This is a genomic window from Rhodanobacter sp. sgz306013 (assembly GCF_057031145.1).
Genome location: NZ_JBXCIJ010000001.1, coordinates 858,315 through 874,083, shown reverse-complemented (window position 1 = coordinate 874,083; position 15,769 = coordinate 858,315). Strand labels below are relative to the sequence as shown.

14 protein-coding genes are annotated in these 15,769 nt (G+C 67.4%); 2 read left to right on the top strand and 12 right to left on the bottom strand.

The features are described from left to right. Position 1: 1 nt before the first annotated feature. The 10 genes from ispF to cyoA all read right to left on the bottom strand — a co-directional run bounded on the left by ispF (position 2) and on the right by cyoA (position 10,195). Entirely contained in the window at positions 2-481 is a 480-nt protein-coding gene (gene ispF / locus AC2EWF_RS03915; RefSeq protein WP_483638039.1) for a 2-C-methyl-D-erythritol 2,4-cyclodiphosphate synthase, read from the bottom strand. After that, positions 478-1,170, bottom strand: coding sequence for a 2-C-methyl-D-erythritol 4-phosphate cytidylyltransferase (gene ispD / locus AC2EWF_RS03910; RefSeq protein ID WP_483638038.1), 693 nt, complete (start codon positions 1,168-1,170; stop codon positions 478-480). The genes ispF and ispD overlap by 4 nt, the downstream gene beginning before the upstream one ends. Then, the gene (ftsB, locus tag AC2EWF_RS03905) at positions 1,167-1,517 is read right to left on the bottom strand and encodes a cell division protein FtsB (RefSeq protein ID WP_483638037.1); all 351 of its coding nucleotides are present in this window, start codon (positions 1,515-1,517) and stop codon (positions 1,167-1,169) included. The genes ispD and ftsB overlap by 4 nt, the downstream gene beginning before the upstream one ends. Before the next feature lie 18 nt (positions 1,518-1,535). Continuing rightward, positions 1,536-2,849, bottom strand: a complete 1,314-nt coding sequence (eno, locus tag AC2EWF_RS03900) for a phosphopyruvate hydratase (protein ID WP_483638036.1) — start codon at positions 2,847-2,849, stop codon at positions 1,536-1,538. 53 nt (positions 2,850-2,902) lie between these two features. Beyond that, positions 2,903-3,736, bottom strand: a complete 834-nt coding sequence (gene kdsA, locus AC2EWF_RS03895) for a 3-deoxy-8-phosphooctulonate synthase (RefSeq protein WP_483638035.1) — start codon at positions 3,734-3,736, stop codon at positions 2,903-2,905. Further along, positions 3,733-5,403, bottom strand: a complete 1,671-nt coding sequence (locus AC2EWF_RS03890) for a CTP synthase (RefSeq protein WP_483638034.1) — start codon at positions 5,401-5,403, stop codon at positions 3,733-3,735. The genes kdsA and AC2EWF_RS03890 overlap by 4 nt, the downstream gene beginning before the upstream one ends. An 858-nt stretch (positions 5,404-6,261) precedes the next feature. Further along, positions 6,262-6,609 (bottom strand): cytochrome o ubiquinol oxidase subunit IV, encoded by a 348-nt coding sequence (cyoD, locus tag AC2EWF_RS03885; RefSeq protein WP_483638033.1) that lies wholly within the window; start codon positions 6,607-6,609, stop codon positions 6,262-6,264. After that, entirely contained in the window at positions 6,609-7,223 is a 615-nt protein-coding gene (gene cyoC / locus AC2EWF_RS03880) for a cytochrome o ubiquinol oxidase subunit III (RefSeq protein ID WP_483638032.1), read from the bottom strand. The genes cyoD and cyoC overlap by 1 nt, the downstream gene beginning before the upstream one ends. After that, the gene (gene cyoB, locus AC2EWF_RS03875; protein WP_483638031.1) at positions 7,223-9,238 is read right to left on the bottom strand and encodes a cytochrome o ubiquinol oxidase subunit I; all 2,016 of its coding nucleotides are present in this window, start codon (positions 9,236-9,238) and stop codon (positions 7,223-7,225) included. The genes cyoC and cyoB overlap by 1 nt, the downstream gene beginning before the upstream one ends. 3 nt (positions 9,239-9,241) lie before the next feature. Continuing rightward, positions 9,242-10,195 (bottom strand): ubiquinol oxidase subunit II, encoded by a 954-nt coding sequence (gene cyoA, locus AC2EWF_RS03870; RefSeq protein ID WP_483638030.1) that lies wholly within the window; start codon positions 10,193-10,195, stop codon positions 9,242-9,244. A gap of 198 nt (positions 10,196-10,393) precedes the next feature. On the opposite strand from cyoA, the gene AC2EWF_RS03865 reads away from it, so the two are divergent. Continuing rightward, on the top strand, positions 10,394-12,193 hold the full coding sequence (locus AC2EWF_RS03865; protein ID WP_483638029.1) for an aminopeptidase P family protein: 1,800 nt from the start codon (positions 10,394-10,396) through the stop codon (positions 12,191-12,193). Between the two features lie 165 nt (positions 12,194-12,358). After that, on the top strand, positions 12,359-14,248 hold the full coding sequence (gene parE, locus AC2EWF_RS03860) for a DNA topoisomerase IV subunit B (protein ID WP_483638028.1): 1,890 nt from the start codon (positions 12,359-12,361) through the stop codon (positions 14,246-14,248). 4 nt (positions 14,249-14,252) lie between these two features. Here parE and AC2EWF_RS03855 read toward each other — a convergent pair whose 3' ends face one another. Continuing rightward, positions 14,253-15,254, bottom strand: a complete 1,002-nt coding sequence (locus AC2EWF_RS03855) for a GlxA family transcriptional regulator (protein ID WP_483638027.1) — start codon at positions 15,252-15,254, stop codon at positions 14,253-14,255. Next, positions 15,202-15,750, bottom strand: a complete 549-nt coding sequence (locus AC2EWF_RS03850) for a cysteine hydrolase family protein (protein WP_483638026.1) — start codon at positions 15,748-15,750, stop codon at positions 15,202-15,204. Before AC2EWF_RS03850 ends, AC2EWF_RS03855 begins: the two co-directional genes overlap by 53 nt. Positions 15,751-15,769 lie beyond the last annotated feature (19 nt).

The window sequence follows — 15,769 nt, the reverse complement described above, 5'->3', positions numbered from 1 at the left end:
TTCAGATTTTTTCCAGCAACACGCAGGCCTGTGCGGCGATACCTTCGCCACGGCCGGTGAAACCCAGCTTCTCGGTGGTGGTGGCCTTGACACTGACGCGGCCGGGATCGCATCCGAGATCGGCGGCCAGGTTCTCGCGCATCGCCTGCGCATGCGGCCCCACCGTGGGCGATTCGCCGATCACGGTGACGTCGGCATTGCCCAGCGCGTAGCCGTGCTGCGCCATCAGCAGCGCTGCGTGGCGCAGGAACCGGCGGCTGTCGGCGTTGCGCCAGCGTTCGTCCGACGGCGGAAAGTGCCTGCCGATGTCGCCCAGCGCCAGCGCGCCGAAGATCGCGTCACACAGCGCGTGGATCACCACGTCGCCGTCCGAGTGCGCGACCAGCCCGTGGCTGTGGGCGATGCGTACGCCGCCCAGGACAATGTGGTCGCCCTCGCCGAACGCGTGCACGTCGAAGCCGTTGCCGATGCGGAAGCTCATGCCGTCCTCGCCAGCAGAAATTCGGCCAGCGCGATATCCGCCGCCGTGGTGACCTTGATGTTGTCCTCGGCGCCCTCGACTAGCAATGGCCGGAAGCCGGCCAGTTCCATCGCCATCGCTTCGTCGCTGACTGGCCGGCCCTCGAGCGCCGCCGCGCGCAATGCCGCGGTGAGCTCGCCGCGGCGGAACATCTGCGGGGTGAAAGCGCGCCAGCGCTGCTCGCGCGGTTCGGTGGCGAGGCTGCGTCCGCCTTCCCCCGCGCGCTTCAGCGTGTCCCGCAGTGGCGCGCCGAGCAGGCCGCCATCCGCCTGCGCCGCCCTTTCGATCAGGTGCGCGATGTCGGCTTCCCGCACGCAGGGGCGCGCGGCGTCGTGCACCAGCACGAAGTCGGCCTCGCCCACCCCGGGCGGCAGCGCATGCAGGCCGGCCAGCACCGAATCGCTGCGCTCGGCGCCGCCGACGGCGGTGCACACCGGCTTGCCGTGCAGGCTGGTGCAGCCGGGCCAGTACCCGTCCTGCGCACCCAGCACCACCATGAGCCCGGCGATGCGCGGGTGCGCAGCCAGCCGCTCCAGCGTGTGCGCGATGAGCGGGCGGCCGGCCAGCGGCAGGTATTGCTTGGGGCAGTCCGCGCCCATCCGCGTGCCGCGACCCGCGGCCGGCACCACGCACCACAAGGCCGTGGTCATTTGACGACGACGCCAGTGGCGCCGCCCGGCCGGGCCGGCGGCGGCAATGGCAGCGTGCTGCTGGCGCCCGCCGGCTGGTTGTCCACCTGGTAGAAGGTCTCGCCTGGCTTGATCAGGCCCAGTTCGGTGCGCGCACGCGCCTCGATCGCCTGGTCGCCATGTTTGAGGTCCGAAACGTCGGCGGCCAGCGCCTGGTTGCGCTGCTGCAGGCGCGTGTTCTCGTCGGTCTGCTTCTTTATGGCCACCCGCAGGGCGTCCACCTCGTGCATGCCGCCATGCGCGGACCACAGCTTCAGCTGCAGCCCGATCAGCAGCAGGAACAGGACCAGGGCGATCCAGCGCAGCATGGGCCGGGACGCGCCGGGTCAACCGGGCAAGTGGTCAAGGCTCACGAACGCCCCGCGCCCGGCGTAGCGCGCCGCCGGGCCCAGCGCTTCCTCGATCCGCAGCAGCTGGTTGTACTTGGCCACGCGATCGGTGCGGCACAACGAGCCGGTCTTGATCTGGGTTGCGGTGGTGGCCACCGCAATGTCGGCGATGGTGGTGTCCTCGGTCTCGCCCGAGCGGTGCGAGACGATCGCCGCGTACTTTGCCGCGTCGGCCATCGCGATGGCCTCCAGCGTCTCGGACAGGGTGCCAATCTGGTTCACCTTGATCAGGATGGCGTTGGCGATGCCCTTGTCGATGCCTTCCTTGAAGATCGCCGGGTTGGTGACGAACAGGTCGTCGCCCACCACCTGGATGTTCTTGCCGATGGTGTCGGTGAGCAGTTTCCAGCCCGCCCAGTCGCCCTCGGCCATGCCGTCCTCGATGGTGACGATCGGGTACTGCCTGGCCCAGCCGGCCAGCACGTCCACCCATTGCTCGGGAGTGTAGGCCTTGCCCTCGCCTGCCAGGTCGTACTTGCCGTCCTTGAAGAATTCCGAGCTGGCCGCGTCGAGACCCAGCAGGATCTCACTGCCGACCTTGTAGCCGGCCTTGTTCACCGCTTCGAGGATGGTGTCCAGCGCCTCGATGTTGGAGCGCAGGTTCGGCGCGAAGCCGCCCTCGTCGCCCACCGCGGTGTTGAGGCCCTTGCCCTTCAGCACGCTCTTCAGCGCGTGGAAGATCTCCGCGCCGGCGCGCAGCGCCTCGGCAAAGCTGGGCACGCCCACCGGCAACACCATGAACTCCTGCACGTCGACGTTGTTGTCGGCATGCGCGCCGCCATTGATGATGTTCATCATCGGCACCGGCAGCGCCCCGGGCTCGCCGGTGGTGCCGTTGATCGTGGCGAGGTACTGCCACAGCGGCAGCTTGCGCTGCGCCGCCACCGCATGCGCGGCGGCCATCGACACGCCGAGCAGCGCGTTGGCACCCAGCTTGCCCTTGTTCGGCGAACCGTCGAGCTGGATCAGCCTGGCGTCGAGTCCGCCCTGGTTGGCCGCATCGAAGCCCTTCAGCGCGCTGGCGATCGCGCCATTGACGTTGCCGACGGCATGCTTCACGCCCTTGCCGAGATAGCGCGCCTTGTCGCCGTCACGCAGCTCCACCGCCTCGCGCGTGCCGGTGCTGGCGCCGCTGGGCACCGCGGCGCGGCCGAAGCCGCCGCCGGCCAGGGTGATCTCGGCTTCCAGCGTCGGATTGCCGCGCGAGTCGAGGATTTCACGGGCGTGGATGCGGGTGATGTCAGTGCTCATGCGGTTCCAGTCCAGAGGTGGCGTGTCGGGTTCGGTCCGGGGCAGGCCCAGGATTACAAGGTGTTTTCGAGGAAGCCGCGGCGCTTGGTCACGGCATCCAGCTCCATCAGGGTCTCCAGCAGGGCTTCCATCTTGTCCAGTGGCCAGGCGTTGGGGCCGTCGGAGAGCGCCTTGCCCGGGTCCGGATGGGTTTCGGCGAACAGGCCTGCCACGCCCGCGGCCACCGCGGCACGCGCCAGCACGGGCACGAACTCGCGCTGGCCGCCGGAGCTGGTGCCCTGGCCGCCCGGCAATTGCACCGAGTGGGTGGCGTCGAACACCACCGGGCAACCGGTCTCGCGCATCGCGCTGAGGCTGCGCATGTCCGACACCAGGTTGTTGTAGCCGAAGCTGGCGCCGCGCTCGCAGACCAGGATGTCGTCGTTGCCCACCGCCTTGGCCTTGTCCACGACGTTCTTCATGTCCCAGGGCGCGAGGAACTGCCCCTTCTTGATGTTCACCGGCTTGCCGGCGCGGGCCACGTTCTGGATGAAGTCGGTCTGCCGGCACAGGAAGGCCGGCGTCTGCAGCACGTCCACCACCGCGGCGACCTCGCCAAACGGGGTGTATTCGTGCACGTCGGTGAGCACCGGCACGCCGATCTGGCGCTTCACCTCGCCCAGGATGCGCAAGCCCTCCTCCATGCCCGGACCGCGGAAGCTGGTGCCGGAAGAGCGGTTGGCCTTGTCGAAGCTGGACTTGAAGATGAAGTTCACGCCGAGCATGGCGGTGATCTCCTTGAGCTTGCCGGCGGTATCCAGTTGCAGCTGCTCGGATTCGACCACGCAGGGGCCGGCAATCAGGAACAACGGCTGCTCAAGGCCGACCTCGAAGCCACAAAGCTTCATGCGACGTGCTCCCTGGCCAGCCTCTCGCCATCACGCACGGCCTTGTACTCGCGCGCGGCACGCACGAAACCGATGAACAGCGGGTGGCCGTCGCGCGGCGTGGAGGTGAATTCCGGATGCGCCTGGCAACCCAGGAACCATGGATGCTCCTGCTGCGGCAGTTCGACGATCTCGACCAGCAGGTCGTCCATCGACTTGCCGGAGATCACCAGGCCGAGATCCTCGAAGCTCTGGCGGTAGCGGTTGTTGAATTCGTAGCGATGTCGATGGCGCTCGCGCACCACGTCCTGGCCGTACATCTCGCGTGCCAGCGTGCCGGCCCTGAGGCGGCACTCCTGCGCACCCAGACGCATGGTGCCGCCCAGGTCCGAGCGATCGCTGCGCTGCTCCACCTCGCCACTGGCGGTGGTCCACTCGGTGATCAGCGCGATCACCGGGTTCGGCGTATTGCGGTCGTTCTCGCTGGAATCGGCGTCGGCGAGCCCGGCCACGTGGCGGGCGAAATCCACCACCGCCGCATGCATGCCGTAGCAGATGCCGAAGTACGGCACGCCGTGCTCGCGGGCGTATTTCGCCGCCAGCACCTTGCCCTCGAAGCCGCGCTTGCCGAAGCCGCCGGGCACCAGGATCGCGTCCGCGCCGCCGAGCACCCTGGCGGCGCCCTCGGCCTCGACCTGCTCGGAGTCGATCCACTGCAGGTTGACGCGCGTCTGCTGCTTGATGCCGCCGTGGCGCAACGCCTCGCCCAGCGACTTGTAGGCGTCCTTGTGCTCCACGTATTTGCCGACGATGGCCACGGTGACCTCGTCCTTCGGGTGCACCACGGCATCCACCGTGCGCTGCCAGCCGGAAAGGTCGGCCGGCTTGGCGTCGAGGCCCAGCTTCCGCACCACGATCTCGTCCAGGCCCTGCTGGTGCAGCCATAGCGGGGTCTTGTAGATCACGTCCACGTCGACCGCGCTGATCACCGCGTTCTCGGCCACGTTGGTGAACAGCGCGATCTTGCGGCGCTCGCCCTCGGGCAGCGGCTGCTCGCTGCGGCACAGCAGGATGTCCGGCTGGATGCCGATCGAGCGCAGCTCCTTCACGGAGTGCTGGGTGGGCTTGGTCTTGATCTCGCCCGCGGCCTTGATGAACGGCACCAGCGTGAGGTGCATGAACAGGCACTTCTCCGGGCCGTGCTCGATGCGCAATTGGCGGATGGCCTCCAGGAACGGCAGCGACTCGATGTCGCCCACCGTGCCGCCGATCTCCACCAGCGCCACGTCGAAGCCGCGGGTGGCCTCATGGATGCAGTGCTTGATCTCGTCGGTGATGTGCGGGATCACCTGCACGGTGGCGCCCAGGTAGTCGCCACGGCGCTCCTTGCGGATCACGCTCTCGTAGATCTTGCCCGTGGTGATCGAGTTCTTGCCGGTCAGGCGGGTATGGACGAAGCGCTCGTAGTGGCCCAGGTCGAGGTCGGTCTCGGCACCGTCGTCGGTGACGTAGACCTCGCCATGCTGGAACGGGCTCATCGTGCCCGGATCCACGTTGATGTAGGGATCGAGCTTCATCATGGTGACCGAGAGGCCACGCGCTTCCAGGATGGAGGCCAGCGACGCCGCGGCGATGCCCTTGCCAAGCGAGGACACCACACCGCCGGTGACGAAAATCAGGGGGGTCATGGGAAGCAGCCGTGCTGGAAATACGCATTCTAGCGGCAGACGGGGCCCGCCGCGAGATGTCGCGGGGGCCGGATTCATGATGAATTGCGGCTGCGTGGCTCGTTTCGCCTTGCGGGAAGCGGCAACTGCTTGTTTTGTTCGCGAGGGACGGAGCGGTTTCGTGCGCCTGCCGGCGCCCGAGTTCCTTTCTCTTTGCGTGGCCAAAGAGAAAGGAACCAAAGAGAAAGGCCACCCCGGTTGGCGCTTGCCGGGCGTCCTGCCCGGCAAGTGCGTGAGTCGGGGCCGGGCTTTTCGAGCGGGCTCCTGCCCGCGCGAAAAGGCGAGACCGTCCGTGGTCTCGCCCGCTGCGCGGCCTGGTCGTCCCCGCCTCACCGCCGCCCAGGGGCCCCCGAAGAGCAGGCGCGCTTCCCGCGCGCCAGAAGCAACAGCGACGGCAACAGCAGAGCGCTGCAAGCTTGCGGCTCATCTCCCTCCCCTGCATGCGGGGGAGGGTCGGAGTGGGGTGCTCCTGCTTCTGCGCGCCGGGAGCGCGCTGCTCTACCCGGGGCCCCTATGGCGCGGCGGGTGGGTGGCGGAAAGTCCGCAGGATGGCCCGCAGGGATGCGGGCCAGATTTTCGCCGGGACAGGAGTCCCGTCGAAAAACCCCGTAGCCCACCCGCGCACCCGCAGGGCAGGAAGCTCGGAGGGCGCGCCATCGGGGTGGCCTCTCTTTGGGTTACTTTTCTCTGGCCAAGCAGAGAAAAGTAACTCGGACGCCCGAAGGGCGTTCGAAACCGCTCTGTCGCTTGCGATGCCCATACAAAACCGGCGGCCCCTCGCGGAGCCGCCGGCGACAAGACGAGCAGGAGTGCGATGCCTCACCCGTGCGACATCCCCGGCATCATGTAGGCGTTCATGTTGTGCAGCACCCACAGGCAGCCGACTACCACGATCGCGATGAACACCAGCGCGCACACCGTCACCATCAGATTCTCACGCTGCTCCGGGGCGATGCCCATGTGCAGGAAGAAGCCGAGCTGCACCAGCACCTGGGCCACGCAGAAGACCATCAGGCCCGGCACGATCAGGTGGTGCGGCACCAGGCCGGTCATCACGCAGCCGAAGGACAGCAGCGTGAGCACCAGCGACAGACCGAAGCCGACCAGGTAGGTCGACAGCGTCCCGTGCTTGCCGCCGTGGGCGGCCGGTTCATGAGCGTGCGACATCACAGTACCCCGTGCAGGTAGACAAAAGTGAACACGCAGATCCAGATCACGTCGAGGAAGTGCCAGAACAGGCTGAGGCAGGACAGACGGCGCTGGACTACACCGTCCAGGCCGTGGCGGCGCACCATGTCGAGCATCACCACGATCCAGACCAGGCCACAGGTGACGTGCAGGCCGTGCGTGCCGACCAGGGTGAAGTAGGCCGACAGGAAGGCGCTGCGGTCCGGGCCCGTGCCTTCATGGATCAGGGCCGCGAACTCGTGGATTTCCATGCCCACGAAGGCCGCGCCGAACAGGAAGGTGACCACTAGCCAGGCCAATACCTTGTTGCGGCGGCCGGCATGCATGTTCAGCATCGCCATACCGAAGGTGAAACTGGAGACCAGCAGCAGCATGGTCTCGCCCAGCACGTACTTGAGATCGAAGATCTCCTTGCCGGTGGGGCCGCCGGCGTAGGAATGCGCCATGACGGCAAAGGTGGCGAACAGGCCCGAGAAGATCAGGCAGTCGCTCATCAGGTAGATCCAGAACCCCAGCAGGGTCTTGGAGCCGTCGTCGTGGTGCTCGTGGTGGCCGGCGACGTCGTGGCCGGCGGTGATGACGGAGGTATTCATTAGGCCACCTTCTGCTCGGCGGGAGCGGCGCCCACCTGGTCAATCAGCTTGTGCAGCGGCACCAGGCGCTCGCGCTCGGTCTTCTCGACCTCGGCGCCGGGCACGTAATAGTCGACGTCGCGGTCGTAGGAGCGCGCGATGAACGAACCGACCATGCCCACCAGGCCCAGGATCGCCAGCCACCAGATGTGCCAGATCAGCCCGAAGCCCAGTACGGTGGCGAAACCGCCCATCACCACGCCCACGCCGGTGTTGCGCGGCATGTGGATGTCGGCGTAGTGGGCATGGCGCGGGTAGGCGCGCTTGTGCTCCTTGTCGACCCAGAACTGGTCCAGCTCGCTCACCTCGGGCAGCACCGCGAAGTTGTAGAACGGCGCCGGCGAGCTGGTCGACCACTCCAGGGTGCGGCCGCCCCACGGGTCGCCGGTGAGGTCGCGGTTGCTGTCGCGGTTGCGGATGCTCACCGCGATCTGCAGCACGGTGAAACCGATGCCGGCCAGGATGATCACCGCGCCGACGAAGGCCACTACGAAGTACGGCTGCCAAGCCAGGTTGTCGTAGTGCTGCATGCGGCGGGTGGCGCCCATGAAGCCCAGCAGGTACAGCGGCGTGAAGGCGACGTAGAAACCCACCAGCCAGCACCAGAACGACCACTTGCCCCAGCGCTCCTCCAGCTTGAAGCCGGTGGCCTTGGGAAACCAGAAGTTCAGCGCGGCGAGGCAGCCGAACACCACGCCGCCGATGATCATGTTGTGGAAGTGCGCGATCAGGAACAGGCTGTTGTGCAGCACGAAGTCCGCGCCCGGCACCGCCAGCAGCACGCCGGTCATGCCGCCGATCACGAAGGTCACCATGAAACCTATCGTCCACAACACCGGCACGGTGAAGCGGACGCGGCCGCGATACATGGTGAACAGCCAGTTGAACACCTTCACGCCGGTGGGGATCGAGATCACCATCGTGGCGATGCCGAAGAACGCGTTGACGTTCGCGCCCGAACCCATGGTGAAGAAGTGGTGCAGCCATACCAAGAAGGACAGGCCGCCGATCGCCACCGTGGCCCACACCATCGACTTGTAGCCGAACAGCGGCTTGCCCGAGAACGTGGAGATGATCTCGGAGAACACGCCGAAGCACGGCAGCACCAGGATGTAGACCTCGGGGTGGCCCCACACCCAGATCAGGTTCACGTACATCATGGCGTTGCCGCCGAGGTCGTTCGTGAAGAAGTGCGTGCCCAGGTAGCGGTCGGCGCCCAGCAGCGCCAGCGTCACGGTGAGGATCGGGAACGCCGCCACGATCAGCACGTTGGTGACCAGCGCGGTCCAGCTGAACACCGGCATCTTCATCAGCGTCATGCCCGGGGTGCGCATGCGCAGGATGGTGACGATGAAGTTGATGCCGCTGAGCGTGGTTCCGAGGCCGGACAGCTGCAGCGACCAGATGTAGTAGTCCACGCCGACGCCCGGACTGAACTGCAGCTCGGACAACGGCGGATAAGCCAGCCAGCCGGTGGTGGAGAACTCGCCCACGAACAGCGACAGCATGATCAGCACCACGCCCGAGGCCGTGAGCCAGAAGCTCAGCGAATTCAGGAACGGATAGGCCACGTCGCGCGCGCCGATCTGCAGCGGCACCACCAGGTTCATCAGGCCCACGATGAACGGCATGGCCATGAAGAAGATCATGATCGTGCCGTGGGCGCTGAAGATCTGGTCGAAGTGGTGCGGCGGCAGGTAGCCCTGGGCGCCGCCCGCGGCCAGCGCCTGCTGGCCGCGCATCATGAGCGCGTCGGCGAAGCCGCGCAGCAGCATCACCAGCGCCAGGATGACGTACATGACGCCGATCTTCTTGTGGTCCACGGTGGTGAACCACTCGTTCCACAGGTAGCCCCACTTGCGGAAGTAGGTGATGCCGCCGAGCAGGGCCGCGCCGCCGATGGCCACCAACAGCAAGGTGCCCATCACGATCGGCTGGTCGAACGGGATCGACGAAAGGGAAAGCTTTCCGAACATGGCTTACTCCGCAGCCTTGGCGTGATCGTGGTGCGAGGCGGCGACGGCTACGCCGTCATCCGGCGACATGCCATGCATCGGCATGCCCTTCATCGGCTGCCTGCTGGCGCGCTTGCCGCCCGCGTCGTTGTGCAGGATGCGGTCGAACAGGCCGGGGGCGACCGTCGCGTAGTACGACACCGGCACCTTCTCGCTGGGCTGCGCCAGCGCCTGGTAGGCTGGCAGGTCGAGCGATGCCGCATCGGCCTTGGCGTTGGCCAGCCAGTCCCGGAAACCCTTTGTGCTGGTGGCGATCGCCTTGAAGCGCATGTCGGAGAAGCCGGCGCCGCTGTAGTTGGAGGACAGGCCGTCGTAGCTGCCCGCCTCGCGCGCGATCAGGTGCAGCTTGGTCTGCATGCCGTTCATTGCGTAGATCTGGCTGCCCAGCTGGGGGATGAAGAACGCGTTCATCACCGAGGCCGAGGTGATCTTGAAGTTCACCGGCGTGTCCACCGGGAAGGCGATCTGGTTGACGCTGGCCACGCCGTAGTCCGGGTAGATGAACAGCCACTTCCAGTCCAGCGCCACCACCTCGATGGTCACCGGCTTCACGTCGGACGCCAGTGGCTTGTACGGATCGAGCTGGTGCGTGCTGCGCCAGGTGATGACGGCAAGGACCGCGATGATGACGCAGGGGATGCCCCACATCACCGCCTCGATCTTGGTCGAGTGCGACCACTTCGGTGCGTAGGTGGCCCGGGTGTTGGAGGCGCGGTAGCGCCATGCGAACCACAGGGTCAGCGCGATCACCGGGACCACCACCACGGACATCAGCCCGAGCGCGATCAGGATCAGGTGCTTTTCATGCATGCCCACGTCGCCCTTGGGCGACAGGACTTCCATGTTGCAGCCGGCAAGGAACACGGCCAGGCCTGCGCACGACCAGCGCAAGGCGGAAACGACGCTACGTTTGCTCACGAACGACTCTTTGGACGGCTATGAAGGGGATGCCGTGGGGATGCGGCGCGCGCATCGTAGTGAGTGACGGCACGAAATGACAGCCCGCCGAGACACAATGCCGCAGCCGAAACTTGCTGCGCGATGATCTTGCTCGTTGCGCGCCACGCGCCGCTGTGGCCGCCGTCGCGCAGGAAGCGCGCCTGTTACCATCCGCGCATGAGCACCCCCGTTCCCGCCCGGATCGCCGCATTGCGCGCGGCCATGCAGCAGCACGGCGTCGCCGCCGTGATCGTCCCCAGCGCCGACCCGCACCTGTCCGAGTACCTGCCCGGGCACTGGCAGGCGCGGGCATGGCTGTCCGGTTTCACCGGCTCGGCCGGCACCCTGATCGTCGGCCGCGAGCAGGCCGGCCTGTGGACCGACTCGCGCTATTTCGCACAGGCCGAGCAGCAGCTCGCCGGCAGCGGCATCGCCCTGATGAAGCTGCGCGTGCCGCATACGCCGGAGCACATGGACTGGGTCGCTGCGCACCTGCATCAGGGCGAAGTGCTCGCTGTCGCCGGCGACAGCGTGTCACTGGCCGGCCTGCGCGCGATGGAAGCCGGCTTGCGCGACCACGGCGTGAGCGTGCGTACCGACCTCGACCTGCCCGGCGCGGCGTGGCCCGATCGCCCCGCCCTGCCCCATACGCGCATCCTCGAGCACCCGATCGCCTGGGCGTGCACGCCGCGCGCGGACAAGTTCACCCGCCTACGCAACGCGCTGCGCAAGCATGGCGCCACGCATCATCTCGTTTCCAGCCTCGACGACATCGCCTGGCTCACCAACCTGCGCGGCAGCGACGTGGAGTGCAATCCGGTCTTCCTCGCCCACCTGCTGGTGGCGGCCGAGGGCAAGGCCACCCTGTTCGCCGAGCGCGGCAAGTTCGACGACGCATTGGTCGCCCAGCTCGCCGCCGATGGCATCGCGATCGCCGGCTATGCCGGCGTCACCGGTGCACTGGCGGAACTCGGCAAGGATGACGCCCTGCTGTTCGACCCCGCCCGCGTGGTTTGCGCGATCAGCAACGCGATCCCAGCCGACGTGCAGCGCATAGAGGCAGCCAATCCCAGCACCGCGTTCAAGGCGGTGAAGAGCCCCGCCGAACTCGACCGCGTGCGTGAGGTGATGCGCCGCGACGGTGCGGCGCTGGCCGGCGCGTTCCGCGAGATCGAGCACCAGCTGGCGCAGGGCAAGCCGCTCACCGAACTGGACGTGCACCGCCTGGTGCATGCCGCGCGCGCCGCGCAACCGGAATTCGTGGGCGAAAGCTTCGCCACCATCGCCGGCTACCAAGCCAACGGCGCGCTGCCGCACTACCGTGCCACGCAGGAATCGCACAGCGCCCTGCAGGCCAAGGGCCTGCTGCTGGTCGACTCCGGCGGCCAGTACCTCGGCGGCACCACCGACATCACCCGGGTGCTGGCGCTGGGCGAAACCACCATCGAACAGCGCCGCGACGCGACGCTGGTGATGAAGGGCATGATCGCGCTCTCCCGCGCGCGCTTCCCCAAAGGCGCCAGCGGCCCGCAACTCGATGCGCTGGCGCGCGCGCCGCTGTGGGCGGCCGGCTGCGACTACGGCCACGGCACCGGCCACGGCGTGGGCTATTTCCTCAATGTGCACGAGGGACCGCAGGCTATCCGGCCTCCGGTTTCCGGCGGTACCCTGGTGGCGCTGGAGCCGGGCATGATCTCGTCCATCGAGCCGGGCCTGTACAAGCCCGGCCGCCATGGCATCCGTCACGAGAATCTCGCGGTGGTGGTCGAGGCCGAGCAGACCGAGTTCGGCGACTTCCTCGCCTTCGAGACGCTCACGCTGTGCCCGTTCGACCGCCGCGCGCTGGAACCCGGCCTGCTCGCCCCCGACGAGCGCGCCTGGCTGGACGACTACCACGCCGCCGTGCGCGCCGCGCTGTCGCCGCTGCTCGAAGGTGCCGACCTTGCCTGGCTGGAACGCCACTGCGCGCCCTTGTGAACACCCGTGCGGCCACCGCGTGGGAGCGCACCCTGTGCGCGACAAGCTCCCGCCCCGATCAGCGCCAAAGCACTTCGCGCACGGGGCGCGCTCCTGCGCCTCAAGCCTTGACCTGCCCGCACGCGCCAACCATCCTCCCCGCCTGATCCCACCAGACGTTCCCGCATGAGCAGCCGCTACAACGCCGCCGACATCGAAGTCCTTTCCGGCCTGGATCCGGTCAAACGCCGCCCCGGCATGTACACCGACACCACGCGCCCGAACCACATGGCGCAGGAGGTGATCGACAATTCGGTGGACGAGGCGCTGGCTGGCCACGCGAAAGCCATCGAGGTGATCCTGCATACGGACGGCTCGGTCGAGGTCACCGACGACGGCCGCGGCATGCCGGTAGACATCCACCCCGAGGAAGGCGTGCCCGGCGTGGAACTGATCCTCACCCGCCTGCACGCGGGCGGCAAGTTCAGCGGCAAGAACTACAACTTTTCCGGCGGCCTGCACGGCGTGGGCGTGTCGGTGGTGAATGCCCTGTCCACCCGCGTCGAGGTGACGATCCGCCGCGACGGCAACGAATACCGCATGGCCTTCGAACACGGCGACCGCGTCAGCGGGCTGGAAGTGATCGGCACGGTGCCGAAGAAGAAGACAGGCACCACCGTGCGCTTCTGGGCCGATCCGAAATACTTCGACTCGCCGAAGATCTCGCTGCCGAAGCTGAAGCACCTGCTGCGCGCGAAGGCCGTGCTGTGCGCCGGCCTGAATGTGAAGCTGGTCGACGAAGCCAGCGGCGAAACCAGCGAGTGGCATTACGAGGACGGCCTGCGCGATTACCTGCGCGGCGAACTGGACGGCGGCGAGGCGCTGCCGGCCGAACTCTTCGTGCACCACGTGGCGCGCGACACCGAGGGCATGGACGTGGCACTGGCGTGGCTGCCGGAAGGCGACCTGGTGCAGGAGAGCTACGTCAACCTGATCCCAACCGCGCAAGGCGGCACCCACGTCAACGGCCTGCGCTCCGGCCTCACCAACGCCATCCGCGAGTTCTGCGACATCCGCAACCTGCTGCCGCGCGGCGTGAAGCTGGCGCCGGAGGACGTGTGGGAGCGGCTTGCCTTCGTGCTCAGCGCCAAGCTGCTGGACCCGCAGTTCGCCGGCCAGACCAAGGAGCGGTTGTCCTCGCGCCAGGCCGCAGGCATGGTGGAGAACGTGATCCACGATGCCTTCAGCCTGTGGCTGAACCAGAACGTGGAGACTGGCGAGCGCATCGCCCAACTCGCCATCGAGCGCGCCAGTGCGAGGCTCAAGGCGGCGAAGCAGGTGGTGCGCAAGAAGATCGTGCAAGGTCCCGCGCTGCCCGGCAAGCTGGCCGACTGCACCTCCACCGACCTCTCGCGCACCGAGCTGTTCCTGGTGGAGGGCGACTCGGCCGGCGGCAGCGCCAAGCAGGCGCGCGATAAGGAGTTCCAGGCGATCCTGCCGTTGCGCGGCAAGATCCTCAACACCTGGGAAGTGGAGTCCACGTCGGTGCTGGCCTCCGAGGAAGTGCACAACCTCGCCGTGGCGATCGGCTGCGACCCGGGCAAGGACGACCTCACGGGCCTGCGCTATGGCAAGGTGATCATCCTCGCCGATGCCGACTCCGACGGCCTGCACATCGCCACCCTGCTCTCGGCGCTGTTCCTCAGGCACTTCCCGCACCTGGTCAGCGAAGGCCATGTTTTCGTGGCGATGCCGCCGCTGTTCCGCGTGGACGTGGGCAAGCAGGTGTTCTACTGTCTCGACGAGAACGAAAAGCAGGCGATGCTGCAGAAGATCGAGCGCGAGAAGATGAAGGGCGCCGTCGCAGTGACCCGCTTCAAGGGCCTGGGCGAGATGAACCCGCCCCAGCTGCGCGAATCCACCATCCATCCCGATACCCGCCGCCTGGTGCAGCTCACCGTGGACGGCGACGACGGCACCGCCATGCTGATGGACTTGCTGCTGGCCAAGAAGCGCGCCGGCGACCGCAAGGCCTGGCTGGAGGAAAAAGGCGACCTCGCCACGCTGGAAGTCTGACCGCTCAGGCTTCCTTTCGATATCGCGCCGCTGCCGGACTGTCCGGCGCATGAATCGCCCACAACCGGCGCAACTGCCTGGCCGATCCCAGCCCGGCCCGCTCGGCGGCAGACTCCATCGTCTCGCCGTTGGCCAAGGCGTGGCGCGCCAACGCCAGCCGCAGGCGTGCGTGATACGCGTTGACCGACATGCCGCTGGCCTCTCGGAAATGCCGCGTCAGACTGCGCACGCTCATGTGACCGAACCCGGCAAGGCGGGCCAGCGGCCAATTCTCGGCGGGAGCGCGAGACAGCGCGTCCTGCACTCGGTGGATGCGCGCATCCATGTGATTGCGGCCTTCCAGCCAGGGCGAAAGCACCGGGTCGCCGGGTGCGCGCCGCAGATAAACGGCCATCTCGCGGGCCACTGCCGCAGCCAGGCGGGGCGATCCGAGCTCACCGATCAGATGCAGGGCCAGGTCGATGCCTGCGGTAATGCCGGCGCTGGTATAGACCCCGTTGTCCTCGACGAAGACCCGGCTGTCCAGCACTTGGGCTTTCGGCGCGACGAGCCGCAACTGCTCGACCAGGCTGTGATGGGTCGTGCATTGGCGCCCGTCGAGCCATCCCGCCACCCCCGCCAGCAATGCGCCCGAGCAGATGCAGGCGACGCGCCGCACGCCCAGACGACGCAACCAGGCCACGATGGCCCGGCCGCCCGCCGAACCGAGCACGCTCTCGCCCGAGCCGGTGGCGCCACAAAGTATCACCAGCGTATTCCCTGGCAGGTCCTGGGGCAGCGGTTCGACTCCGGCCAGGTCCACGCCGAGGGCCGTCGGGGCCGTCTCCCCGGCAGCCAATGGCGCGGCATACCGAAGACGAACCGGAAGGCCCATCGCCGTGGCGATCCGGAACGCGTCGGCCGCGCCGGCGAGATCCAGCAGGATCAACGCCGGCGGGAGCACGAACCAGACCTCAAGCGCCTGCGAGGACGTCGGCGACGGTGCAGATGCGTGCAAAGCGTCCATCGAGAACCAGTTCTGTACGTTGTTTGATGTCCTGGACATCGTAGCGTCGTCCGCTGGCTGCATGGATCATCGGGAAGGTCAGTGTCGCCTCGGTCACATAGTCCACCGAAAAGCCCAGGTCGGAAGCGACGCGCGTGGTCGTTTCGCAACACTGCTCCGAACGTATGCCTGCGATGACGACGCGCCCGATGCCGCGCTGGCGCAACCACGCTTCCAGTCCGGTGTCGGTGAACGCGTTGTGCACATGCTTTTTGAACACGACGTCGTGATGGTCAGGCACCCAGTCCATCGGGCGCACCAGGCCGGAATCGGCGGTGAAATGCGCATCGCCATCCTCGTGGAGGATACGCACGACCGGCCAGCCGCGCGCCTTGGCGCCCTCGATCAGTGCGACCACGCGCTCGCGGAACACAGGCAGGTCGTCTTCGCGCCAGTACGGCGCATGCAGGAACGATTGCTGGACATCGATCACCAGAACGGCGGGACGGTCGGACATGGATAACTCCTTGGTGAGG

Coding starts and splice junctions, on each gene's coding strand:
- cyoB (WP_483638031.1), bottom strand. CDS start 9,238: ATGTTCGGAAAGCTTTCCCTTTCGTCGATCCCGTTCGACCAGCCGATC.
- ispD (WP_483638038.1), bottom strand. CDS start 1,170: ATGACCACGGCCTTGTGGTGCGTGGTGCCGGCCGCGGGTCGCGGCACG.
- AC2EWF_RS03850 (WP_483638026.1), bottom strand. CDS start 15,750: ATGTCCGACCGTCCCGCCGTTCTGGTGATCGATGTCCAGCAATCGTTC.
- kdsA (WP_483638035.1), bottom strand. CDS start 3,736: ATGAAGCTTTGTGGCTTCGAGGTCGGCCTTGAGCAGCCGTTGTTCCTG.
- ispF (WP_483638039.1), bottom strand. CDS start 481: ATGAGCTTCCGCATCGGCAACGGCTTCGACGTGCACGCGTTCGGCGAG.
- AC2EWF_RS03855 (WP_483638027.1), bottom strand. CDS start 15,254: ATGGACGCTTTGCACGCATCTGCACCGTCGCCGACGTCCTCGCAGGCG.
- eno (WP_483638036.1), bottom strand. CDS start 2,849: ATGAGCACTGACATCACCCGCATCCACGCCCGTGAAATCCTCGACTCG.
- cyoD (WP_483638033.1), bottom strand. CDS start 6,609: ATGTCGCACGCTCATGAACCGGCCGCCCACGGCGGCAAGCACGGGACG.
- parE (WP_483638028.1), top strand. CDS start 12,359: ATGAGCAGCCGCTACAACGCCGCCGACATCGAAGTCCTTTCCGGCCTG.
- AC2EWF_RS03865 (WP_483638029.1), top strand. CDS start 10,394: ATGAGCACCCCCGTTCCCGCCCGGATCGCCGCATTGCGCGCGGCCATG.
- AC2EWF_RS03890 (WP_483638034.1), bottom strand. CDS start 5,403: ATGACCCCCCTGATTTTCGTCACCGGCGGTGTGGTGTCCTCGCTTGGC.
- cyoC (WP_483638032.1), bottom strand. CDS start 7,223: ATGAATACCTCCGTCATCACCGCCGGCCACGACGTCGCCGGCCACCAC.
- ftsB (WP_483638037.1), bottom strand. CDS start 1,517: ATGCTGCGCTGGATCGCCCTGGTCCTGTTCCTGCTGCTGATCGGGCTG.